The sequence below is a fragment of the Streptomyces sp. NPDC055025 genome (assembly GCF_053608565.1).
Window position 1 is genome coordinate 1 of sequence record NZ_JBSGVS010000063.1, and the last position, 23,683, is coordinate 23,683.

Consider the following 23,683-nt stretch of genomic DNA (forward strand, 5'->3'; position numbering starts at 1 on the left):
CCCTGCGATTGCCGGGCGGACAGGGGCGCGGTTCGTGTGAGAGGACAGAGAAAGCTCCCATGGCGAAGATCCTGAAGTTCGACGAGGACGCCCGTCGCGCCCTCGAGCGCGGCGTCAACAAGCTTGCCGACACGGTGAAGGTGACGATCGGCCCCAAGGGCCGCAACGTCGTCATCGACAAGAAGTTCGGCGCCCCCACCATCACCAACGACGGTGTCACGATCGCCCGCGAGGTGGAGATCGACGACCCGTACGAGAACCTGGGCGCCCAGCTCGTGAAGGAGGTGGCGACCAAGACCAACGACATCGCGGGTGACGGCACCACCACCGCCACGGTGCTGGCCCAGGCGCTGGTCCGCGAGGGCCTGCGCAATGTCGCCGCCGGCGCTTCCCCGGCCGCCCTGAAGAAGGGCATCGACGCCGCGGTCAAGGCCGTCTCCGACGAGCTGCTCGCGACCGCCCGTCCGATCGAGGACAAGTCCGACATCGCCGCCGTGGCCGCGCTCTCCGCGCAGGACCAGCAGGTCGGCGAGCTGATCGCCGAGGCGATGGACAAGGTCGGCAAGGACGGTGTCATCACCGTCGAGGAGTCCAACACCTTCGGTCTGGAGCTGGACTTCACCGAGGGCATGGCCTTCGACAAGGGTTACCTCTCCCCGTACATGGTCACCGACCAGGAGCGTATGGAGGCCGTCCTCGACGACCCGTACATCCTGGTCCACCAGGGCAAGATCTCCTCCATCCAGGACCTGCTGCCGCTGCTGGAGAAGGTCATCCAGGCGGGTGGCTCCAAGCCGCTGCTGATCATCGCCGAGGACGTCGAGGGCGAGGCGCTCTCCACCCTCGTCGTCAACAAGATCCGCGGCACCTTCAACGCGGTCGCGGTGAAGGCCCCTGGCTTCGGTGACCGCCGCAAGGCCATGCTCGGCGACATCGCCACCCTCACGGGCGCGACCGTCATCGCCGAGGAGGTCGGCCTCAAGCTCGACCAGGCCGGTCTGGACGTACTGGGCTCCGCCCGCCGCGTCACCATCTCCAAGGACGACACGACCATCGTCGACGGCGGGGGCAACTCCGGGGACGTCGCGGGCCGTATCAACCAGATCAAGGCCGAGATCGAGGGCACGGACTCCGACTGGGACCGCGAGAAGCTCCAGGAGCGCCTCGCGAAGCTGGCCGGCGGCGTGTGCGTGATCAAGGTCGGCGCCGCCACCGAGGTGGAGCTGAAGGAGAAGAAGCACCGTCTGGAGGACGCCATCTCCGCGACCCGCGCCGCGGTCGAGGAGGGCATCGTCTCCGGTGGTGGCTCCGCCCTGGTGCACGCGGCCAAGGTGCTGGACGGCAACCTCGGCAAGGAGGGCGACGAGGCGACCGGTGTCGCGGTCGTCCGCCGCGCCGTCGTCGAGCCGCTGCGCTGGATCGCCGAGAACGCCGGCCTTGAGGGCTACGTCATCACCGCGAAGGTGGCGGAGCAGGACAAGGGCCACGGTTTCAACGCGGCCACCGGTGAGTACGTCGACCTGGTGAAGGCCGGCGTCATCGACCCGGTGAAGGTCACCCGTTCCGCGCTGGAGAACGCCGCGTCCATCGCGTCGCTGCTGCTCACGACCGAGACCCTGGTCGTCGAGAAGCCTGCCGACGACGAGGCCGAGGCGGGCCACGGCGGCCACGGCCACAGCCACAGCCACTGACGAGCCGCTGACGCGGGTCCGCCCCGCGCGCACGGCCTGAACGCACCGAGGCCCGGCGCCCCTTCGACAGGGGCCGCCGGGCCTCGGCGCGTCCGCCGCCGGACTCCCCGCCCCGGGGACCTACCGCGGGCCGTACTTGCGGCCCGTCTTCGAGGTGATTCCGCCGAGCAGGCCGCGCGGAGCCAGTTTCACCGCGCCCATCAGCGCCTTGTACCGGGGGTCCGGCACGGACACCGTCTTCCCCCGGGACAGATCCGCCAGCGCCGCCGCCACCAGTTTGTCCGCGTCGAGCCACATCCAGCCCGGGATGTTGTCCGTGCCCATTCCGGCCCGTTCATGGAACTCGGTCCGTACGAATCCGGGGCACAGCGCCATCAGCCGCACCCCCGTCCCGGCCAGATCCCGGGACACACCCTGGGTGAACTGCACGACCCAGGCCTTCGAGGCACCGTACGTACCGCGCGGTACGAACGCCGCCACCGACGCCACATTGACGACTCCGCCCCGGCCGCGCTCCCTCATCCCCGCGACCGCCGCCGAGGTCAGCCGCAGCACCGCCTCGCAGTGCACCTTCAGCATCGTCAGCTCATCGGCCATGGTGACATCGAGAAAACGTCCCTTGTTGCCGAAGCCCGCGTTGTTGACCAGGAGATCGACCGGCTGTCTGCGGTCCGAGAGCCGCCTCTCCACCGACGCGATCCCGGTGTCGGTGGAGAGGTCGGCCGTCAGCACCTCGGCCTCGATGCCATGCCGGTCGTGCAGCTCGGTGGCCTGTTCCCGCAAGCGCGTGGTGTCGCGCGCCACCAGTACGAGATTGTGCCCGTCCGCCGCCAGCCGGCGCGCGAAGGCGGCGCCGATCCCAGCCGTCGCGCCCGTAATCAAAGCAGTCGTCATACGCGGCACGTTAGTGCCTGAGTCAGTGCCCCTGATGTGTGTGGACAGCAGATGGACGGCCCGCCCGCTGTCCCTTCTCGACCACCACGAACTGGCCCATCATCCCCTGGTCCTCGTGGTAGAGCAGATGGCAGTGGTACATGTACGGAGTGTTCGGGTCGGTGGGTCCGTCGAAGCGCATCGCCAGCTTCACGGTCGTACGGTCCGGGATGAAGACGGTGTCCTTGGCGCCGCGCAGAGCCGGTTCCGGTTCCCGGCCGTTCACCGACAGAACCCTGAACTGCACATCGTGGACATGGAAGTTGTGCGGCATGCCGTTGTTGTTCCGTATGGTCCAGATCTCCGTCGTACCGCGCGTGACCGTGTCGTCGATCCGGTTCATGTTCATGCTCCGGCCGTTGATCCCGGGGAGCTGGAGGTCGAAGAACCGTCCGCGCGCGGCGCCCGCGCCGGTCGGTATCTCCGGCTTTCCGAGGGCGGCGGGCAGCGCGGGGGAGTGCCGCAGCCGCTTCTGGGCACGCAGTTCCAGGATGTCGAAGGTGTCGTCGCCCCCGTTGAAGCGCTGGTTGTAGAAGTCCTGGCCGATGGAAAGCGGGTAGCTGCGCAGTACGGTCCGCTCCCCGGGCCGCACCCGCACCACGATCTCGGCGCGCTCGCCGGGCGAGAGCTGGATCCGGTCCATGGACACCGCCTTCTCCAGCAGTCCGCCGTCGGTGGCGATGAGCGAGAACGCGCGGCTGTCGTCGAAACCGAAGTCGTAGGTGCGGGCGGTCGAGGCGTTGAGGAGCCGCAGCCGTACGAGTTCGTCGCCGACCACGCGGTAGGGGTCGAGCGTGCCGTTCACCATCGTTCGGTCACCGAGGAAGCCGACCGTCTGCAACAGCCCGTGTCCGTGGTCGAACCGGGCTCCGTCGAACTTCACGTCCTGGACGATCAGCGGGAGATCGTTGACGCCATAGGTGTCCGGCAGCCCGAGTCCGAGGGACTTCGCGTCGTCGAGGATGAACATCCCGGCCAGTCCGCGCTGTACGTGGTCCTCGGTCTCGCCGTGCGGATGCGGGTGGTACCAGAGCGTCGCGGCCGGCTGGTCGATCTTCCAGTGCGGCGACCAGGTCGCTCCGGGATCGACCATCTGGTGCGGACCGCCGTCCATCTTCGCGGGCAGACGCATCCCGTGCCAGTGCACGGTCGAGGCCTCGTCCAGGGTGTTCCGCACCCGCACCCGGACCTTCTCGCCGCGCTCGGCGCGCAGTGTGGGTCCCAGATAACTGCCGTTGAAGCCCCAGGTCGGGGTCTTGCTCCCGGCCGTGAACTCCGTTTCGCCGGACTGCATCCTCAGGTCGAAGACCCGGGTGCCGTCGGGGCCGACCGAGGACTTGGCGAGCGGCGGCACGGTCAGTTCGTTACGGAAGCCGCCCCGGCCGGCCGTGGACACCTTGGCGCCGGAGTACACCCAGAGGAGACCGCCGCCGGTCGCCAGGGTGAGAACGATTCCGATCGACAGCAGAATGATGAGGACGCGCTTGAAGCCAGACATGCTCCGAGCGTCCCGGCGGGCGCCACTCCACTTCATCGGGGGCGCCCCCGAGGCGCCCCCGAGACCCCGCCCCGCGCTCTCAGGGGCATCCCCTACGCACGAAGTATTCCGCCCAACAAGCCCCAGGTCAGGGCCATTTCACCGGTATTCCCGGACCTCGGGGCGACCCTGATTCCCGCCTGACCGCCGCTTGAGTCCTGCCTGAGCCCTGCCTGAGTACCGCTTGAGCCCCGCTCGGATCCGACCGCCGCCCGCTTGTGCGCCGCCCGGCCATTCCGCCTCGCCGCCGCCCCCGTACGAGCCGCCTCTACGCGGTCGTCACGCCGTCTCCGTACCGGGCCACGTACTCGCGCGCGGTCCTCAGCTTCCCGGCGTGGAGCGCCTCTCCCGCCGCGAGGAGGCGCGGCAGCAGAGCACGCTCGGTGGTGACGGCACGGAACGCCATGGACACCGTCACCTCGTGAGCGGGCCGGTGGACGACCTCGATGGCGTCGCCCGCGCGGATCTCGCCGGGAGTGATGACCCGCAGATACGCGCCCGTCACGGCCTGTCCCGTGAAGCGCTTGAGCCAGCCCGTCTCGCCCAGCCAGGCCTGGAACGTACGGCACGGAATCCGGCCGCTCGTCGTCTCCAGCACCACATCGGCGCCGATCCGCCAGCGCTCACCGATCTTCGCGCCGGTGATGTCGAGCCCGTACGTGGTGAGATTCTCGCCGAACGCGCCGTTGGCCAGCGGCCGGCCCAACTCCCGCTCCCAGAAGTCCAGATCCTCCCGGGCGAACGCGTACACCGCCTGGTCGCTGCCGCCGTGGTGGCGCAGATCGCAGACCGTGTCCCCGGAGAGACCGCTCCCGCCCTCGCCCTTCGGCCCCGGATCCGCCACCCGTACGGGACCGTCGACGGGCCGCTTGTCGATTCCCGTAACGCCCGCGTCGGCGTACTCCACGGCCTTCGGCCGCCCCACATTCACGGTCAGAAGCTTCATCCCGCCACGGTATCCGGGCTCGGCCGGTCTTCCCTCAAAGGATTCATCCGTTATCTGGTGGTATCCCAAAGACCCTCTTATGGTGGAGGGATGATCGAGGCCCGTCATCTCCGTGTGCTGCGCACCGTGGCCGCCACCGGCTCCTTCTCGGCGGCGGCGCGTGAGCTGGGGTGTACGCAGCCGGCGGTCAGCCAGCAGATGAAGGCGCTCGAAGCGTCCGCGGGCACCCCGCTGACCGTGAGGACCGGACGTGAGACGCGGCTGACGGAGGCGGGCGAGGTGCTCGTACGGCACGCGACGGGCATTCTCGCCGGACTCACCGCCGCCGAGGAGGAGATGGCGGCCATCGCGGGGCTGCGGGCGGGCCGGGTCCGGCTCGTCTCGTTCCCCAGCGGCAGCTCCACACTGGTGCCCACCGCGCTCGCCGCCCTGCGCGCGGCCCATCCGGGCACACGGGTCTCGCTCGTCGAGGCCGAGCCGCCCGCCTCCGCGGTGATGCTGCGCGAGGGGGACTGCGATGTGGCGCTGGCGTTCCGGTACGGCGGCTCCGCCGCGGAGTGGGACGACCTGGTCGTGCGCCCCCTGCTGGTGGACCGGCTCGTCGCGGTGGTCCCGGAGGGGCACCGGCTGGCGGGCGCGGGCGTGGGGGCGGGCGCAGGCGCAGGCGTGGGTACGGGCGCGGGTGACGGTGCGGGTGCGGGAGCGGTCGCGATCGGTGAGCTGGCGGACGAGCCGTGGATCGCGGGCTGTCCGCGCTGCCGCAAGCAACTCGTCGACGCCTGCGAGGAGTCGGGGTTCACGCCCAGGATCGATTTCGCGACGGACGACTATCCGGCCGTGATCGGCCTGGTCGCTGCGGGGCTGGGGGTGGCGATGCTGCCGGAGCTGGCGCTGGAGGCCGTACGCCCCAGGGGTGTCCGTACGCTCACGGTCGAGCCGTCGGTCCACCGGGAGATCGTCGCTCTGACGCTGCCGGATCTGGCGAAGGTGCCGGCGGTGGCGGCGACATTGGATCAACTGGTCCTGGCCGCCGCGCGCTGATCCCTCGTGGGCGGGGGAGGCGGGGTGGGGAGAAGACCCTCGCAGGACTGTGCAGGAACGTTTCTTCGTTGTGCTGGCGGTGCGCGTTCTGTCAGTCGTCGGTGTGGCTGTCGTGCCCGTCCGAGCCGTTCGTACCCGGTGCGGAGGCCGAGGCCGACGTCGAGGCCGACGCGGTGATCAGCCGGGTGCGCGCGCGCCCCATCAGCTCCTCACGCTCGTCCTCGGTCAGTCCGCCCCACACGCCGTACGGCTCCCGTACCGCAAGCGCGTGCGCCGCGCACTCCGCGCGTACCGGGCATCGCATGCACACCTCTTTTGCCGAGTTCTCACGCGCGCTCCGTGCCGCGCCTCTCTCCCCCTCCGGATGGAAGAAGAGTGAACTGTCGACACCACGACAAGCCGCCAGGAGCTGCCAGTCCCACAGATCTGCGTTCGGTCCGGGAAGGCGGGAGAAATCTGCCATTGCTCATGTCCCCTTGAAACCGTGCTAAGTGGATACGGGCCGCTTGGACGCCGGGTACGAGCCCGACGCGCAACTCGCACCGGTGCTCACGACCGTACATCTACTATCCAAGTAGATGTAAATATGACTCATTGCGAATCTAGCCACAGACACCAGCAAAAGTGAAGAAAAGCCGCTAAATGGGGCATAGCTCTGAGTGAAGGCCGGGCGACCCGCGGCGCTCTCCTCCGTGTCCGGCCCCTCACGGGGAGTGCCGAACTCCACCGTCCGACCCGTAACTCTTTCGAGTGACCGTCGTTGAGTGTGCGAGGCGGTTGACAGAACGAGCGCTCGGGCGCATGTCCGAGAGCGTCAATCGCACAGGTGACGATATGTACCCAGCCTGGAGGCTCAAGGTGACGCGCATTAGCTGCGGAGGACGGTCATGACATCCGTCCTCGTCTGCGACGACTCCCCGCTTGCCCGAGAGGCGCTCCGCCGCGCGGTCGCGACCGTGCCCGGCGTCGAGCGCGTGACGACCGCGGCCAACGGCGAGGAAGTCCTCCGCCGCTGGGGCGCCGATCGGTCCGACCTGATTCTGATGGATGTCCGCATGCCGGGCCTGGGCGGTGTCGAGACGGTCCGCCGACTGCTCTCGGCCGATCCCGGGGCCCGGATCATCATGCTCACGGTCGCGGAGGACCTGGACGGCGTCGCGCTCGCGGTCGCCGCCGGTGCCCGCGGCTATCTGCACAAGGACGCCTCGCGCGCCGAGCTGCGCGCGACCGTCACCCAGGCGCTCGCCGACCCGACCTGGCGGCTCGCGCCGCGCCGGCTCCGCTCGGCGGAGATGGGCGCCGCGCCCACGCTCACCGCGCGCGAGATCCAGGTGCTCGAAGGCATGAGTCACGGCCGGTCGAACGCGGAGATCGGCCGTGAGCTGTTCCTCTCCGAGGACACGGTCAAGACACACGCCAGGCGGCTCTTCAAGAAGCTCGGTGCCTCGGACCGCGCGCACGCGGTGGCGCTCGGCTTCCGCTGGGGCCTGGTCCGCTGAGTCCGGGACCTGGTCCGCCAGGGCCGGGATCCGGACCTGGATCTGGACCCTGGACCTGGTCCGCCGGGGCCCGGTCCCCCGTACCGGGGCCCGGTCGCACGAGGCGACAGGTCCTCATCACCCGTCCACCGCCGGGTCCTGTCCAGCAGGGCAGGACCCGGGCGGGGCGGGGCAACGTACGCCCGTGCGCATCCGTTTCCCGCGCGATGCCGCATCCTTGAGGGTGTGGAGTTCCTCGGGGACGAGTCGGACGAGCGCGAGGGGAGGGCGCAGGGGATGAGTTCTGCCGCACCCGCTCATAACGCTTCGGTGCACAACTACGGACGCGGTGCCACCGATCAGCAGCCGCCAAGGCACCATGGTCCGATGCGCGATGACGAGACCACGGTGATCGGTGCGCTCGTTCACCGTGCCGTCGACGGCGACGCACAGGCCACACACGATCTCCTGGCTCGTGTGCATCCGCTCGCGCTGCGCTACTGCCGTACGCGGCTGAACAGGCTGCCGGGTGACGCGCGGCACTTCGTGGAGGATCTCGCGCAGGAGGTCTGTGTCGCGGTGCTGATGGCACTGCCTCGTTACCGCGACACCGGCAGGCCCTTCGAGGCGTTCGTCTTCGCCATCGCCGGGCACAAGGTCGCCGATCTCCAGCGGGCCGCGATGCGCCACCCGGGATCCACGGCCGTACCGTCCGACGAGATGCCGGAACGGCCCGACGACTCGCTCGGTCCGGAGGAGCGGGCGCTGCTCAGCAGCGACGCCGAGTGGGCCAAGAAACTGCTCGCCAATCTGCCGGAGAACCAGCGCGAACTGCTGGTGCTGCGCGTCGCGGTCGGGCTGACCGCCGAGGAGACCGGCCAGATGCTGGGGATGTCCCCGGGCGCGGTCCGGGTCGCCCAGCACCGCGCCCTGAGCAGACTGCGGGCGCTGGCGGAGCAGTGACACCGCCTGTGCCCCGTGGGCTGTGACACCGCCCGTGCCCGTCGGCCGGTGGGCGCGGGTGGGGTGCGCGTGAGGGAGGCGCGTGCGGGTGTGGTCCGGGCGCGGGTGCGGTGCGGCGGGGTCGACGGGGTGCCGTGGGGTGTGACGCGATCGGCGCCCGGGTGCGGAGATCGTGTACACGGGTGTGGAATGTGAGGCGTGTGGAGCCCGTTACCATGGACATCCGCACCGATCAAGGCCATTTGGGGAAGGTGTCATGACTGCAAACGTCGACGGAGTGCCCGAGAAATTCGCGACGCTCGGGCTGACATACGACGACGTGCTGCTGCTGCCGGGCGCGTCCGATATGGCGCCCGATGCCATCGACACCTCCTCGTACATCTCCAAGAACGTACGGGTGAACATCCCGCTGCTCTCCGCGGCGATGGACAAGGTCACCGAGGCCCGGATGGCGATCGCGATGGCGCGGCAGGGCGGCGCGGGCGTGCTGCACCGCAATCTCTCCATCGCCGACCAGGCCAACCAGGTCGACCTGGTGAAGCGCTCCGAGTCCGGCATGGTGACCGACCCGATCACGGTCCACCCGGACGCGACGCTCGCCGAGGCCGACCAGCTCTGCGCCAAGTTCCGTATCAGCGGTGTCCCGGTGACCGACCGCGGCGGCAAGCTGCTGGGCATCGTGACCAACCGCGACATGGCTTTCGAGGCGGACCGTACGCGCCAGGTGCGCGAGGTCATGACCCCGATGCCGCTCGTCACCGGCAAGGTCGGTATCTCCGGGGTGGACGCCATGGAGCTGCTGCGGCGCCACAAGATCGAGAAGCTGCCGCTGGTCGACGACGCCGGGGTCCTCAAGGGCCTGATCACCGTCAAGGACTTCGTCAAGGCCGAGAAGTACCCGAACGCGGCCAAGGACAAGGACGGCCGGCTGCTCGTCGGCGCGGCCGTCGGGGTCGCGGGCGACGCGTACGAGCGCGCGCAGGCGCTGATCGAGGCGGGCGTCGACTTCATCGTCGTCGACACCGCGCACGGTCACTCCCGGCTGGTCGGGGACATGGTCGCCAAGATCAAGTCCAACTCCGCGGTGGATGTCATCGGCGGCAACATCGCCACCCGTGACGGTGCCCAGGCGCTGATCGACTCCGGTGCCGACGGCATCAAGGTCGGCGTCGGCCCCGGCTCCATCTGTACGACGCGGGTGGTCGCCGGCATCGGTGTTCCGCAGGTCACCGCGATCTACGAGGCCTCGCTCGCCGCCAAGGAGGCGGGCGTCCCGGTCATCGGCGACGGCGGTCTCCAGTACAGCGGCGATATCGCCAAGGCCCTGGTCGCGGGCGCCGACTCGGTGATGCTCGGCTCGCTGCTCGCGGGGTGCGAGGAGTCGCCGGGCGAACTGCTCTTCATCAACGGCAAGCAGTTCAAGTCGTACCGCGGCATGGGGTCGCTCGGCGCGATGCAGTCCCGCGGCGACCAGCGTTCGTTCTCCAAGGACCGTTACTTCCAGGAGGGTGTGGCCTCCGACGAGAAGCTGGTGCCCGAGGGCATCGAGGGCCAGGTACCCTACCGCGGCCCGCTCTCCTCGGTCGTCCACCAGCTCTCCGGCGGACTGCGCCAGTCGATGTTCTATGTCGGCGGACGCACGGTGCCCGAACTCCAGGAGCGCGGCCGGTTCGTACGGATCACCTCGGCGGGGCTCAAGGAGAGCCACCCGCACGACATCCAGATGACGGTCGAGGCGCCGAACTACACCAGGGGCTGACACGGCACCGGGCCCACGGAGCAGTCGGTGCGTGTGCCCATGAGGGGCGGTCCCGGTGGTACGGGTCCGCCCCTCACCGGTGTGCCCGCCCCTCACCGGTGTGCCCGGGGTGTCCTGGATACTGGAAAACGCAGACGCAGAGCGAAAGGCCACACATCGTGACTGAGATCGAGATCGGGCGCGGCAAGCGCGGCCGCAGGGCGTATGCCTTCGACGACATCGCCGTCGTCCCCAGCCGGCGCACCCGGGACCCGAAGGAGGTCTCGATCGCCTGGCAGATCGACGCCTACCGGTTCGAGCTGCCCTTCCTGGCGGCCCCGATGGACTCGGTCGTCTCCCCCGCGACCGCCATCCGGATCGGTGAGATGGGCGGTCTGGGTGTGCTCAACCTGGAAGGCCTCTGGACCCGCTACGAGGACCCGGCACCGCTGTTCGAGGAGATCTCCGCTCTCGACGGGCCGAGCGCCAACCGCAGGCTCCAGGAGATCTACGCCGAGCCCATCAAGGAAGAGCTGATCGGGCAGCGCATCAAGGAGGTGCGGGACTCGGGCGTGGTCACGGCCGCCGCGCTCTCGCCGCAGCGCACCGCGCAGTTCTCCAAGGCCGTGGTGGACGCCGGGGTCGACATCTTCGTCATCAGGGGGACGACGGTCTCCGCCGAGCATGTCTCCGGGGCCGCCGAGCCGCTGAATCTGAAGCAGTTCATCTACGAGCTGGACGTACCGGTCATCGTCGGCGGCTGCGCCACCTACACGGCGGCGCTGCATCTCATGCGTACGGGCGCGGCGGGTGTGCTGGTCGGCTTCGGCGGCGGCGCCGCGCACACCACGCGCAATGTGCTGGGCATCCAGGTGCCGATGGCCACGGCGGTCGCGGATGTCGCGGCGGCCCGCCGGGACTACATGGACGAGTCCGGCGGCCGGTATGTCCATGTGATCGCGGACGGCGGGGTCGGCTGGTCCGGCGATCTGCCCAAGGCGATCGCGTGCGGCGCGGACGCGGTGATGATCGGCTCCCCGCTGGCGCGGGCGTCGGACGCGCCGGGCCGGGGGCACCACTGGGGCATGGAGGCGGTCCATGAGGACGTGCCGCGCGGCAAGCTGGTGGATCTGGGCGTCGTCGGGACGACGGAGGAGGTCCTGACGGGGCCTTCGCACATCCCGGACGGCTCGATGAACTTCTTCGGGGCGCTGAAGAGGGCGATGGCGACGACGGGTTACAGCGAACTCAAGGAGTTCCAGCGGGTCGAGGTGACGGTGGCGGACTCGCAGCACCGCCGCTGAGCGCGAGCCCCGCGCCCGTACCGAAGGGGTACGAGCGCCCGCGCCCGTACCGAAGGGGTGCGAGGGCTTGCGCCCGTACCGGAGGGAAGGTGCCCGGACCGTGTGCCGGTCCGGGCACCTTCGCCGTTCACGACGTCCCTACTCGGCCGCCTTCTTGGCCCCCGTGAACGAGGCGAACGCGGCGAGCGCGAAGAAGACGAAGGTCATGAAGTCCTTGCCCTCGCCCCACGCTTCGTTCAGCAGACCGAAGTTGTTGAAGAAGACATCCGTCGCCGAGACATCCAGCTCCTTCGCGATGATGACCGCGATACCGACGAGCTGGCCGAGGTAGACGGCGCCCAGGGACAGGACGGCGCCGGCGACCGGCAGGAGGGGGCTGCGCCCGCCGACCTTGCCCGCGGCGAATCCGACCAGGAAACCCACACCGATGGCGACCCAGCCGATCTCGCGCTCGATGGCGCCGGCGATCCCGCCGTACACCCCGGCGGCGACGAGGGCCGCGACCAGGGCCGCCACGAGACCGAGTCCGATGCTGTCGCGGACCGGGGCGGGCGGGGCGCCGAACGGGGCGGGCTGGACGGTGTCGTCCGGCTGCGCGGCGCCCTGGGCGAACGGTTGCCGGGCGGTGGAACGGGCTGGCTCATACGGAAGATCCCCCCACGGGATGAGTGTCGTGCGCATGACTTGAGCACGATGGGCTCGGACAGTAGCAGTCCGGTACGACACTCCCGTAGGCATTTGATCAGAGCCGGTACGCGGTCCCCGCCGGGCTCGCGCCCCGTGTGTCCAGCAGGAGTTGGGCCTTGACCGCCAGGCCCTGGAGGTCGTACGTACGGTGGTGCTGGAGCAGCACCGTCAGATCGGCGTCGGCCGCGGCCTCGTAGAGCGAGTCCGCGCGCGGGACGGGCACCTGGCGCACACGCCAGTCGGGGACGTAGGGATCGTGGTAGGTGACCGTCGCGCCCAGATCCATCAGCCGGCAGGCGATCTCCTTGGCCGGTGAACTCTCCTGGTCGGCGAGGTCCTGCTTGTAGGTGACGCCGAGGAGCAGGATCCGTGCGCCGCGCGCCGACTTGCCGTGCTCGTTGAGGAGCGTGGCGCAGCGCTGGATGACGTACTGCGGCATCCGCGTGTTGATCTCCTGGGCGAGACCGACCATACGCAGCGGATGGCCGGGGGTGCGGCCCGCGTGCGGCAGATAGCTGGGGTCCATCGGTACGCCGTGGCCGCCCACACCGGGGCCGGGCCGGAAGGCATGGAAGCCGAAGGGCTTGGTCTCGGCGCAGCGGATCACGTCCCAGAGATCCACACCGAGGTCGTGGCAGAGCACGGCCATCTCGTTGACGAGCGCGATGTTGACATGCCGGAAGTTGGTTTCGAGGAGCTTGACGGTCTCGGCCTCGCGCGGGCCGCGCGCGCGTACGACCTTCTCGGTCAGGCGGCCGTAGAACGCGGCGGCCGACTCGGTGCAGGCGGGGGTGAGACCGCCGATCACCTTGGGGGTGCCGGCGAAGCCGTGGGCGCGGTTGCCGGGGTCGAGCCGGCCGGGGGAGTACGCGAGATGGAAGTCGCGGCCCGCGCGCAGGCCCGAGCCGTCCTCCAGGATGGTGCGCAGGAAGCCCTCCGTGGTGCCGGGCGCCACCGGCGACTCCAGCAGCACGGTGGTGTGCGGGCGCAGCCGGGCGGCCAGCGCGCGGGCGGCCTCGCCGACGGCGCCCAGATCGGGGGTGCGGTCGGCGCCGAGGGGGGTGGGGACGCAGATGACGGCCGTACGGACCCGGCCGAGATCGGTCGGGTTGGTGGTCGGCCGGAAGCCTCCCGAGAGCATCCGGCGGATCTCGGAGGCGGTGAGCGAACCCTCGACCGGTGGATGTCCCGCGGCCAGTTCGGCGACGGGCCACGGGTCGGTGTCGTAGCCGATGGTGTCGACACCGGCGGCCACGGCGGCCTGTGCGAGGGGCAGACCGAGGTGGCCGAGTCCGATGACGGCGAGATCTGCGGGCACGGTGGTGGCCGTCCTTCCCATAGCCGAGGTGGGCAGTGAGCGCAAGCCCGGTGGACAGAATGGGGAAGCGCAATGTCAGACTAGGCTTAAATATGACCGTTATGCGGTATTGCGCGGCCGGGCAGAGTGTGTTTCTCCCCCCTCGGCTCGCCCGGGTCCCCTCCTCCCCGCCCGGTTCCGGTCCGCTCCTCCCCGCCCGGTTCCGCCCGCCCCGCTCGGGGTGTGACCGGTGTTATCCACAGGCGGTGGCTGAAGTCGTGTGGTGCGGACAGAATCGATGTGGTGAGCCCGACCAGACGGGGGACTACGGGAGGCAGCGGTGAGGACAGCGACACTGGGACCCGCCGAGCGCTTGCGGGCGCTCGCGGCGATGGCCGAGCGTGAACTGGACGTGCTGGTGGTGGGCGCGGGTGTGGTCGGAGCCGGGACCGCCCTCGACGCCGTGACCCGGGGGCTGTCGACCGGACTCGTCGAGGCGCGCGACTGGGCGGCCGGCACATCGAGCCGTTCGAGCAAGCTGATCCACGGCGGTCTGCGCTATCTGGAGATGCTCGACTTCGCCCTGGTGAGGGAAGCCCTCAAGGAGCGGGGGCTGCTGCTGGAGAAGCTGGCGCCCCATCTGGTGAAACCGGTGCCGTTCCTGTATCCGCTGCGGCACAAGGGCTGGGAGAGGTGGTACGCGGGCTCGGGCGTCGCGCTGTACGACGCGATGTCCGTGTCGTCGGGGCACGGCCGCGGACTGCCCGTCCACCGCCATCTCTCACGGCGGCAGGCGCTGCGGGTGGCGCCCTGTCTGAAGAAGGACGCGCTGGTGGGCGCGTTGCAGTATTACGACGCCCAGATGGATGACGCGCGCTATGTGGCGACCCTGGTCCGTACGGCGGCGACCTATGGCGCGCAGGTGGCCGGCGGGGCACGGGTCGTGGGCTTTCTGCGGGAGGGTGAGCGGGTCGTCGGCGCGCGGGTGCAGGACGTGGAGGCGGGCGGGGAGTACGAGATCAGGGCCAAGCAGGTCGTCAATGCCACCGGGGTGTGGACGGATGACACCCAGGGGCTGATCAACGAACGCGGACAGTTCCATGTGCGGGCCTCCAAGGGCATCCATCTCGTCGTGCCCAAGGACCGGATCCACTCCACCACGGGGCTGATCCTGCGGACGGAGAAATCGGTCCTGTTCGTCATCCCCTGGGGACGCCACTGGATCGTCGGCACCACCGACACCGACTGGGATCTGGACAAGGCGCATCCGGCGGCCTCCAGCGCCGATATCGACTATCTGCTGGAGCGGGTGAACGCGGTGCTGTCCGTCCCGCTGACCCGGGACGACGTCCAGGGGGTGTACGCGGGGCTGCGCCCGCTGCTCGCCGGGGAGTCGGACGCGACGAGCAAGCTCTCCCGCGAGCACACGGTCGCGCATCCGGTACCCGGCATGGTGGTGGTCGCCGGCGGCAAGTACACGACGTACCGGGTGATGGCCAAGGACGCGGTGGACGAGGCGGTGCACGGCCTCGACCAGCGGGTGGCGGAGTGTGTCACGGAGGACGTTCCGCTGCTCGGCGCCGAGGGCTATCACGCGCTGTGGAACGCGCGAGCGAGGATGGCCGCGCGCACCGGTATCCATGTGGTGCGTGTGGAGCACCTGCTGAACCGGTACGGGACGCTGGTGGAGGAGCTGCTGGAGATGATCGCCGCCGACCCCTCTCTGGGCGAGCCCCTCGCGGCGGCCGACGACTATCTGCGGGCCGAGGTGGTCTACGCGGCCTCGCACGAAGGAGCACGCCATCTTGAGGACGTGCTGACCCGGCGGACCCGGATCTCGATCGAGACCTTCGACCGCGGCACGCGCAGCGCGCGGGAGTGCGCGGAGCTGATGGCGCCGGTGCTCGGCTGGGACAAGGACCGGATCGAGCGAGAGGTCGAATATTACGAGAAGCGGGTGGAGGCGGAGCGGGAGTCACAGCGGCAGCCGGACGACCAGACGGCGGACGCGGCGCGGCTCGGCGCGCCGGACATCGTGGCGATCTGACGTCTCACACCTCACCTCACACCTCATCTCATATCTCCCTCCCACAGCCGGTGCCCGGGGCGTCCGGCGCCCGGTACACGGCATCCGGCGCCGGGCACATGACGTCTGGTACGGGGCACGTGACGTCTGATACATGGCACTTGGTGCATGGCGGCGGGTGTCCGATACCTGACACCCGCCGCCGTGGCGGAGGTTCGGGGCCGGGCGGGGGCCGGGCCCCGGACGGCCTGTCGGCTTGGCGATGGCGGGTCCGCTGTCCGTGTTCGGTGTATCTTCGCTCACTCCGTCCCCATGAGGCACACGCGTACCCAGCACATTTGTGTCAAGTCCGAACAAGGCCATGATGTATCCAGGACCCGGGAGCGGTGACGGTCCCGGAGTGAGGGACAATGAAGGCTCTGTCAGGGCGCGTTACGGCACCGCGCGGGCGGGCGGCAGTCGCGGGCCAGGATCAGGGATCGCAGAGGGGACGCATGTCGGAGTCGAAGCAGTCGCGGGACACGGCGCAGGAGCCCCAGCGGGACGAGGAGCAGGGCTCCCGGGACGGGAAGACGGGCTCCGGAGCCGTCGGCACTCCGGAAGGGCGTCTGCTCGCGGGCAGGTACCGGCTCGGCGCGGTGCTCGGCCGTGGCGGTATGGGTACGGTCTGGCGGGCCCTCGACGAGACGCTCGGCCGTACGGTCGCGGTGAAGGAACTGCGTTTCCCCTCCAGCATCGACGAGGACGAGAAGCGCCGGCTCATCACCCGCACGCTGCGCGAGGCCAAGGCGATCGCCCGGATCCGCAACAACGGCGCGGTCACGGTCTATGACGTCGTCGACGAGGACGACCGGCCGTGGATCGTCATGGAGTTGATCGAGGGCAAGTCGCTCGCCGAGGCCGTTCGCGAGGACGGCGTGCTGACACCGAGGCGCGCCGCCGAGGTGGGGCTCGCGATCCTCGACGTGCTGCGCTCCGCGCACCGCGAGGGCATCCTGCACCGCGATGTGAAGCCGTCCAATGTGCTGATCGCCGAGGACGGGCGCGTGGTCCTCACGGACTTCGGTATCGCCCAGGTCGAGGGCGACCCCTCGGTCACCTCCACCGGCATGCTGGTCGGCGCCCCCTCGTACATCTCGCCGGAGCGCGCCCGTGGCCACAAGCCGGGGCCCGCCGCCGACCTCTGGTCGCTCGGCGGTCTGCTCTACGCGTCGGTGGAGGGCTGCCCGCCGTACGACAAGGGCTCCGCGATCGCCACGCTCACCGCCGTGATGACCGAGCCGCTCGACCCGCCCAAGAACGCGGGAGCGCTGGAGGAGGTCATCTACGGGTTGCTCGCCAAGGACCCGGCGCAGCGGCTCGACGACGCGGGCGCGCGGGCGCTCCTCGTGGACATCATCGAGGCGCCGGAACAGGCGCCGGGCGTGCCCGAGCCGGGTCCCGACGCCACCCGGGTCGTACCGCTGCCGCCCCTGCCCGCCGAGGACAAGTCCGCGCGGCCGGCTGCGGGTTCGGCCGGTGACGCGGGTGGCGACCGGGTGCGCGGTGCGCTGCGCTCCGTACGGAACGCCGCCTCGGCGACGTCCGGCGCAGGGCAGCGGCCCGAGCCGGTCCAGCCGTCACGGCCCTCGCCGCCGCGCGCCTCGCTCACCGATGTGGTGCCCCGGCGCACGCTGGTGATCATCGCGATCGTGGCCGCGCTGGCCCTGGTGTCCACCGTTCTGATCGTCGCCCTGAACGGGGGAGACGGTGAGGCGTCGGAGAAGGGCACCGACACCACGGCGTCTTCGGCCGGCAGCGGCGCCGCCGACGACGACGCCAAGGGCAAGGACCAGGAGCAGGCCCCCGAGCCGGACCCGAGCGGCAAGGGCGACGGCCAGGGGGACGCGGCGGCCTCGGCGGGGAAGGAGTCCGGTGACCCCGGTTCCGGTTCCGACGCGTCGGGCGACGCCGATGACACCGGCGGCAAGGAGACCGGGGGCGACGCCCTGCCCGCCGGATACGCCACGGTGGCCGACGGGCGGTTCCGTTTCTCGATGGCGATGCCCAAGGGCTTCCACCGAACAGGCATAGCCGGGCAGAACTCGGGTGGTATCTACAGCGCCGACGGCGGATTCCCGCGCGTCCAGATCGACTTCAACGACAGTCCGACCGACGACGCGGTGGCCGCGTGGCAGGGACTTCAGCAGGCGGTCAGCGGCAGCAGCAGCAACTACAAGCTCCTCGGCATCAAGAAGGTCGACTACAACGGCTATCCGACCGTCGCCGACTGGACGTTCGAGCGGGACCAGAGCGGTCAGCGGATCAGGGTGCTCGACCGGGGCTTCAAGATCGACGCCAAGCGCGGCTACTCGATCATGATCAGTTGCCGGGCGAGTGAGTGGGACGCCAAGGAGTGCGCCACGCTGCGCGAGACGGCGTTCCGCACGTTCCAGCCGAAGGGCTGACCGGACCGGCCGGTTCCGGCCGGCGGGTGATCGGCGCGAGGGCCGCCTGGGCGATCGGCTCGGGGCACCGGATGTAAACGTTCCGCACCGGGTTGCCCCGACCCTGCGGCATGTTCGCCCGCGGCCACGTATCGTGAGAACCCGCGAACCGTACGCATCCACAATGAGCCGGTAAACGACCGGAATTGGCGGTTTAGCGGGTCTCCGGGACCGGGAGACAGCGTGTGTGTGGGGAGGCGTTGTGGACGACTACGCGGGGCGGGTGCTGGCCGACCGCTATCGCCTGCCGTTGCCGCCGTCCGACGAGTACGAACTCGTCGAGACCCGGGCGTTCGACACGTACAGCGGGCAGGAAGTCCTCGTCAGACAGGTGCCGTTGCCGGAGGTCGTGGAGGCGGAGGTCGTCGACGCGGAGGGGGCCGCCACGCCGCGGCGGGTCTCCGGGCGCGCGCCGCGCAAGGCCACCGACCCGGCGGTGCGGCGGGCCATCGAGGCCGCGCAGACCGCCGCGCAGATCCCCGACCACCCCAGGCTCGACCAGGTCTTCGACGTGTTCGCGGACGGTGGCTCGCTGTGGATAGTGAGTGAACTCGTCGCCGCCAGACCGCTGGCCGCGCTGCTCGCCGAGAGGCCGCTGAATCCGTTCCGGGCCGCGGAGATCGCCTCCGACGTGCTCACCGCCGTACGGGTGCTGCACGCGCACGGCTGGACCCACCGGAACATCACCGTCCGTACGGTGCTCGTCTGCGACGACGGCCGGGTCGTACTGACCGGTCTCGCGGCGGGCGCGGCGGAGGAGGCACTGTGCGGATACGCGCCGGTGCCCGAGCCGCCGGACCAGCGCGGGCTCGACGAGCGGCTCGCCCCCGACGGACAGCTGGGTTCCGGCGCACGGCCCGACGCCGAGCGGCAGCTGGGCGCCGACGAGACGTCCGCCACCACGGGACGGCTCGGCGCCGGCCCCGGGTTCGGCGCCACCGAACAGCTCGGACAGCGGGAGCAGTTCGCGCGGCCGGAGATGCCGGCGGCCCAGGAGGCACCGGCTCTGCCCTACGACCCCGGGCCGACCGCGGGAGTGCCGGGGGCGCCCGGCCGGGCCGCGCTGGGTGCCGGCCGGAGTGCGGAGAGTCCTTACGGCGACGGCACCTCGTCCGCCACGTCCGGCGCGATGCCGCGTCCGGGCACCGGTACGCCGGGGATCCCCGCTCCCTACGGCGGCGCACGCGGCGCGCTGCCCGGCGGAACCGCCTCGGGGGACATCCGGGCCGCGCGCGCCGGTGCCATCGCGGCCTACCGCGCGGGAGCGCGCGCCGCCGCGCGCGCCAGCGAGGACCAGCGCGCCGCCGGCAAGGGCGGGCCCGCGGTGCCGCCGCTGCCGGAGCCCGCCGACGGCACGGGCCCGCAGGAGCTGCCGCGGCGCGGCGGCGACGACCCGGACCGGTGGGCGGCCCAGCCCCGCCCGTTCGAGGGACCGGACGGCGGCGAGGACGACGACCCGCGGACCCCGCACCGCGCGGAACTGGCCGGCACCTGGCGTGATGGCCCGGCCCCCTGGAACGACGCCTCGGGGTCCGTCCCCGCGGGCGGCAGCCCGTACGGTCCGGACTCGCCGGGCCCCTTCGCCGGCGGCACGTCCGGCCTCCCCGCCGGAGGCTCCGCGGGCGGGACCGGCGGGACCGGGCAGGGCGGCGAGATCGTCGTGGCCCGGGGCGGGGACACCCCGTACTCGGGACCCGGCAGCGGCGGTGGCGGCGGCTGGCCGTCGGGCGGTGCGAGCGACGCGCTGCGCGCCGACGCCCAGCGCGAGACCGCACGGCTGCCCGCCGTGGCCGGAGTCGGCGCGGGCACCGGACGGTGGGACGACATCGTGGCGAGCGGCTCCGTGCCCGCCTACCGGGGCCCCGCCACCCCACTCGCCGCCGAGCGCGCCCGGCAGGCCCGTATCGCGATCGTCGGGGCCGTCACGGAGCGCTGGGCGCCCGAGCAGGCGGGCCCCGTCCACGAGAACTGGCAGCTCGCGCCGCCCATCGGCCCCGCCACCGATCTGTGGGCGCTCGGCGCGCTGCTCTACCGCGCGGTGCAGGGGCATGCCCCGTACCCCGAGGAGAGCGCCGTCGAGCTGGTCCAGCTCGTCTGCGCCGAGCCGCCCGCCTTCGCCGAGGAGTGCGGCCCGCTGCGCCCCGTCGTCGAGTCGCTGCTGCGTCAGGACCCGACCGAGCGGCCGGACTTCGAGGAACTGCGCGGCTGGCTGCGCTCGCTCGTCCGGTCGGCGCCCGAGCCGGAGGCCGGACTCGACGTCGTACCCGTACCGGCGGACGAGACACGGCTGCCGATAGTGCGCCGCCGCGGCGAGCTGGTGCGCAAGCGCCGTGGACGCAAGGGCGACGCGGGGCGGCACCGGCACAAGAAGGGCAAGGAGCGCAAGGAGAAGGCGGACAGGGGCGGCCTCGACGACCAGCGGCAGTATCAGCACGAGCACCCGTCGGAGCCCGAGTACCAGCAGCCCCACGCGCAGGCGCATCCGCAGGCGCACTCGCACCCGGCCCCGCGGTCGTACGAGTCCGAGGAGTCCTACGACCGGCTGGAGGGGCTGGAGCGGCGGTCGGACAGGTCCGAGAGGAGCGGCGGCCGCGGCCCCCGTTCCCTGGGCCGTACGCTCCTGGTCCTGATACTGCTCCTGTTCGTGGGCGCCATCGGGTACGCCGTGGTTTTCCTGCCCAAGGCCGACACGGGACAGCAGGGCCAGAGCGTGGGGGAGGCGACGCCCGGCGCGTCCTCCGCGCCGCAGCCCCCGGACGACCGGAGCACGGACGGCGAGGGCTCGGGCGGGGCGGACCCCGCCCCTTCGGATCCCGCCACCTCCGCTCCGGCGACCTCCGCCCCCGCGACCTCCGGATCCGCCGTCGATCTCGCCGACGGATACGTCCTGCGCGACGACCCCGAGGGCTTCCGGGTCGGGGTCGACAAGGACTGGCAGCGGAGCCCCATCAACGACAGCGGGCAAGTCCGCTATGTCGGCGGCGACTTCACCCTGATCGTCGTCCCGGGCCGGGACAGCGTGGCGGACAACGGCAGCGACCCCATGGTGTACCAGCGCGACAAGGAGCGGGAGCTTCAGCCGTTCCGGGACTCCTCCTGGGCCACGGCCTCCGGGCTGCGCCGGATAGATGTGGGCCGACAGGCCATGGCGGAGGGGCAGTTCACCTGGCAGGACAGCAGCGGGCGCGAGGTCTTCGTGCGGAATCTGGCCATGGTCGTCGGCGACCGGTACCACATCATCCAGGTCATCGGCCCCGACAGCCAGCGTGACAAGGTCGACGAGATCTACCAACAGGCCACGGTCGCCTACCGGGTGAGCGGCTGAACGGTCGCCCCCGCCGCCGGAGCGCCGCGGGGGCGGCGCTCCGCGTCACAGTGCTGTTTCCGTGTGGGACCCGAGGTTCCGCGTCCGCGCGTCCCCTCCGTAACCTGTCATCCCAAGGAACGGGGCGGGGGACGTGGATCATTCACAGAGCACGGGCGTGGGTACGGGCGCGGGTGCGGGTGCGACCGCTGGAGCGGGTGCCGGTGCCGGTACGGGCAGGGGACTGGTGCTCGCCGGGCGCTACCGGCTCGGCGAGACCATCGGCGCCGGCGGCATGGGCAAGGTATGGCGCGCGCATGACGAGGTCCTGCACCGGACCGTCGCCGTCAAGGAGTTGACGGCGGGGCGCTATGTCTCCGAGGCCGACCGGGCCGTACTGCACCAGCGCACCCAGAAGGAGGCGCGGGCCGCGGCGCGTATCACCCATCCGGGTGTGGTCACGGTCCATGACGTCCTCTACCACGACGACCGGCCCTGGATCGTCATGCAGTACGTCGACGGCCCCTCGCTCGCCGACACCACCAAGGAATCGGGTCCTGTCCACTTCCGTGAGGCCGCCAGGATCGGGATCGAGGTCATGGGCGCGCTCCGCGCCGCCCATGCCGCCGGCGTGCTGCACCGCGATGTGAAGCCGGGCAATGTGCTGCTCGCGCGCGATGGCCGGGTACTGCTCACGGACTTCGGTATCGCGGCGATCGAGGGCGATTCCACCATCACCAGGACCGGTGAACTCGTCGGCTCCATCGACTATCTGGCACCCGAGCGGGTACGGGGCAACGACCCCGGTCCCGCCTCCGATCTCTGGTCGCTGGGTGTGACGCTCTACACGGCGGTCGAGGGCGTCTCGCCGTTCCGCCGCTCCTCGCCGCTCTCCACCATGCAGGCCGTGGTCACGGACGAGCCGGACCAGCCCGGCCAGGCGGGACCGCTGGCACCCGTGATCGCCGCGCTGCTGTGCAAGGACCCGGCGGGGCGGCCCGGAACGGCCGAGACCGAGCGGATGCTGCGCGCGGTGCTGGAGGGACGTCCGTCCGACGACGCGGGGGTGTACGCACCGACCCAGGTCGTGCCGGACGGCGAACGGTGGCAGGCCACCGCGCCACTGCCCCCGCACCCCGTCGCGTCCGGGCCCGTGCCCGTACCTGTGTCCGCCGCCCCTCGTCCCGGCACCGTCTCTCCGGCCACGGTCCCCAGCACGCTGCCCCCGGGCGCGGGGCCGGGGCCCGGGGCGGGCGCGGTGGGCGGACGCCGTGGCCGCTGGCGTACGACGGTCGCGGCCGTCGTCGTCGCGGCGGTCCTCGGCGGCGGAGCGGGCTACGCCGCCCTCAAGTACGCCGGGAACGAGGGCAGGAGCGACGGCGCACGGAGCGCGGACACCACCGGCGGTCAGTCGGTGAGCGGCGCCACGGACGAGAGCAACGGTACGGACGAGAGCGGTGGTACGGGAGATGGCGGCGGCGGTACGGACGAGGGCGGCGGCTCCATATCCGACGGCTGGGAGCGTGTGGAGGCCCCCGAGGGCTTCAGCCTCAGTGTCCCGCCGGGGTGGGAACGCCAGATGGACGGCGACCAGATCGACTTCACCCCCGACAACGGCCGCCATCTCATCCGGATCAGCGTCGGCGCGCCCGACTTCGAGAATCCGTATCTGCACATGCTGAGCATGGAGAAGAGTCTTCAGCGGCTGCCGGAGTACACGCGGGTCAAACTGGCTCCGGACACGTTCCGCGACCAGACGCAGGCGGCTCTCTGGGAGTTCACCTGGATCGAGGAGGAGGGACACCCGGGTCCGCGGCACGCGATCGACCAGATGTATTTCTCGGACGACAACAGCACCGAGTACGCGATCTACATGTCCGGTCCTGAGGAAGACTGGGCCACGACGCGCAAGCAGTTCGACGCCGTGCTGCGGAGCTGGAAGCCGCCGCCCGGCGATTCCGGTCAGTGAGCGGAAGGGGACGGTATTGCCCGACGACCGGCAGCCCGCGGACAGCGGTCGGCCTTTGGACAACCGGCGGCCTACGGGCGGCCAGCAGCCTTCGGACAGCCCGGAGCCCTCGGACGGCCGGCCCCCCGGCGATGGGCCCCCCAGCGGTGGGCAGCCCCCGGGCGGCAGGCAGGCTCCGGAGAGCAGGCGGCCTTCGGAGAGCAGGCGGCCTTCGGAGAGTGAGCGGCTTTCCGAGAGCCGGCGGCCTTCGGAGGGTCGGCGATCCCCGGCCCCGGACGCGCGG

The 23,683-nt window shown here is 71.1% G+C and carries 16 protein-coding genes; 10 read left to right on the forward strand and 6 right to left on the reverse strand.

Annotated features, from left to right (window positions below; all coding sequences use genetic code 11):
• Positions 1–59: 59 nt before the first annotated feature.
• Positions 60–1,691 carry a chaperonin GroEL gene (gene groL, locus ACWGDX_RS31065; RefSeq protein ID WP_453630947.1) on the forward strand — a complete coding sequence of 544 codons (1,632 nt, stop codon included), beginning with the start codon at positions 60–62 and terminating at the stop codon, positions 1,689–1,691.
• A gap of 120 nt (positions 1,692–1,811) precedes the next feature.
• Here groL and ACWGDX_RS31070 read toward each other — a convergent pair whose 3' ends face one another.
• From ACWGDX_RS31070 to ACWGDX_RS31080, 3 genes are all read right to left on the reverse strand, one after another.
• On the reverse strand, positions 1,812–2,585 hold the full coding sequence (locus tag ACWGDX_RS31070) for an SDR family NAD(P)-dependent oxidoreductase (protein ID WP_363084062.1): 774 nt from the start codon (positions 2,583–2,585) through the stop codon (positions 1,812–1,814).
• A gap of 22 nt (positions 2,586–2,607) precedes the next feature.
• On the reverse strand, positions 2,608–4,122 hold the full coding sequence (locus ACWGDX_RS31075; protein ID WP_453630950.1) for a multicopper oxidase family protein: 1,515 nt from the start codon (positions 4,120–4,122) through the stop codon (positions 2,608–2,610).
• Positions 4,123–4,429: 307 nt separating this feature from the next.
• The gene (locus ACWGDX_RS31080) at positions 4,430–5,107 is read right to left on the reverse strand and encodes an MOSC domain-containing protein (RefSeq protein ID WP_453630951.1); all 678 of its coding nucleotides are present in this window, start codon (positions 5,105–5,107) and stop codon (positions 4,430–4,432) included.
• A gap of 90 nt (positions 5,108–5,197) precedes the next feature.
• On the opposite strand from ACWGDX_RS31080, the gene ACWGDX_RS31085 reads away from it, so the two are divergent.
• Positions 5,198–6,148 (forward strand): LysR substrate-binding domain-containing protein, encoded by a 951-nt coding sequence (locus tag ACWGDX_RS31085; protein WP_453630953.1) that lies wholly within the window; start codon positions 5,198–5,200, stop codon positions 6,146–6,148.
• A gap of 91 nt (positions 6,149–6,239) precedes the next feature.
• On the opposite strand, the gene ACWGDX_RS31090 is transcribed toward ACWGDX_RS31085, so the two are convergent.
• A complete protein-coding gene (locus ACWGDX_RS31090; RefSeq protein WP_363084066.1) occupies positions 6,240–6,611 on the reverse strand; it encodes a WhiB family transcriptional regulator in 372 nt (123 codons plus the stop codon).
• Between the two features lie 424 nt (positions 6,612–7,035).
• Between ACWGDX_RS31090 and ACWGDX_RS31095 the strand changes: the two genes are divergently transcribed.
• The 4 genes from ACWGDX_RS31095 (at position 7,036) to ACWGDX_RS31110 (ending at position 11,631) form a co-directional block, all read left to right on the forward strand.
• Positions 7,036–7,647: a response regulator transcription factor gene (locus ACWGDX_RS31095; protein ID WP_003948568.1), complete on the forward strand. Its 612-nt coding sequence runs from the start codon at positions 7,036–7,038 to the stop codon at positions 7,645–7,647.
• 366 nt (positions 7,648–8,013) lie between these two features.
• Entirely contained in the window at positions 8,014–8,589 is a 576-nt protein-coding gene (locus tag ACWGDX_RS31100; protein ID WP_365903752.1) for a sigma-70 family RNA polymerase sigma factor, read from the forward strand.
• A gap of 256 nt (positions 8,590–8,845) precedes the next feature.
• Positions 8,846–10,348, forward strand: a complete 1,503-nt coding sequence (gene guaB / locus ACWGDX_RS31105) for an IMP dehydrogenase (protein WP_453630955.1) — start codon at positions 8,846–8,848, stop codon at positions 10,346–10,348.
• Positions 10,349–10,506: 158 nt separating this feature from the next.
• A complete protein-coding gene (locus ACWGDX_RS31110) occupies positions 10,507–11,631 on the forward strand; it encodes a GuaB3 family IMP dehydrogenase-related protein (RefSeq protein ID WP_365903753.1) in 1,125 nt (374 codons plus the stop codon).
• A gap of 138 nt (positions 11,632–11,769) precedes the next feature.
• Here ACWGDX_RS31110 and ACWGDX_RS31115 read toward each other — a convergent pair whose 3' ends face one another.
• Together ACWGDX_RS31115 and ACWGDX_RS31120 are read right to left on the reverse strand one after the other, a co-directional pair.
• Positions 11,770–12,312 (reverse strand): hypothetical protein, encoded by a 543-nt coding sequence (locus ACWGDX_RS31115; RefSeq protein ID WP_453630957.1) that lies wholly within the window; start codon positions 12,310–12,312, stop codon positions 11,770–11,772.
• Between the two features lie 61 nt (positions 12,313–12,373).
• Positions 12,374–13,636, reverse strand: coding sequence for a nucleotide sugar dehydrogenase (locus tag ACWGDX_RS31120; protein ID WP_453630958.1), 1,263 nt, complete (start codon positions 13,634–13,636; stop codon positions 12,374–12,376).
• A 319-nt stretch (positions 13,637–13,955) separates the two neighbouring features.
• Between ACWGDX_RS31120 and ACWGDX_RS31125 the strand changes: the two genes are divergently transcribed.
• The 4 genes from ACWGDX_RS31125 (at position 13,956) to ACWGDX_RS31140 (ending at position 23,400) form a co-directional block, all read left to right on the forward strand.
• Entirely contained in the window at positions 13,956–15,662 is a 1,707-nt protein-coding gene (locus tag ACWGDX_RS31125; protein WP_453630960.1) for a glycerol-3-phosphate dehydrogenase/oxidase, read from the forward strand.
• A 473-nt stretch (positions 15,663–16,135) separates the two neighbouring features.
• Positions 16,136–18,088, forward strand: a complete 1,953-nt coding sequence (locus ACWGDX_RS31130; RefSeq protein WP_453630962.1) for a protein kinase domain-containing protein — start codon at positions 16,136–16,138, stop codon at positions 18,086–18,088.
• A gap of 241 nt (positions 18,089–18,329) precedes the next feature.
• Entirely contained in the window at positions 18,330–21,452 is a 3,123-nt protein-coding gene (locus ACWGDX_RS31135) for a protein kinase (protein WP_453630963.1), read from the forward strand.
• Between the two features lie 274 nt (positions 21,453–21,726).
• Positions 21,727–23,400, forward strand: a complete 1,674-nt coding sequence (locus ACWGDX_RS31140; protein WP_453630995.1) for a serine/threonine-protein kinase — start codon at positions 21,727–21,729, stop codon at positions 23,398–23,400.
• The last annotated feature ends 283 nt before the right edge of the window (positions 23,401–23,683 follow it).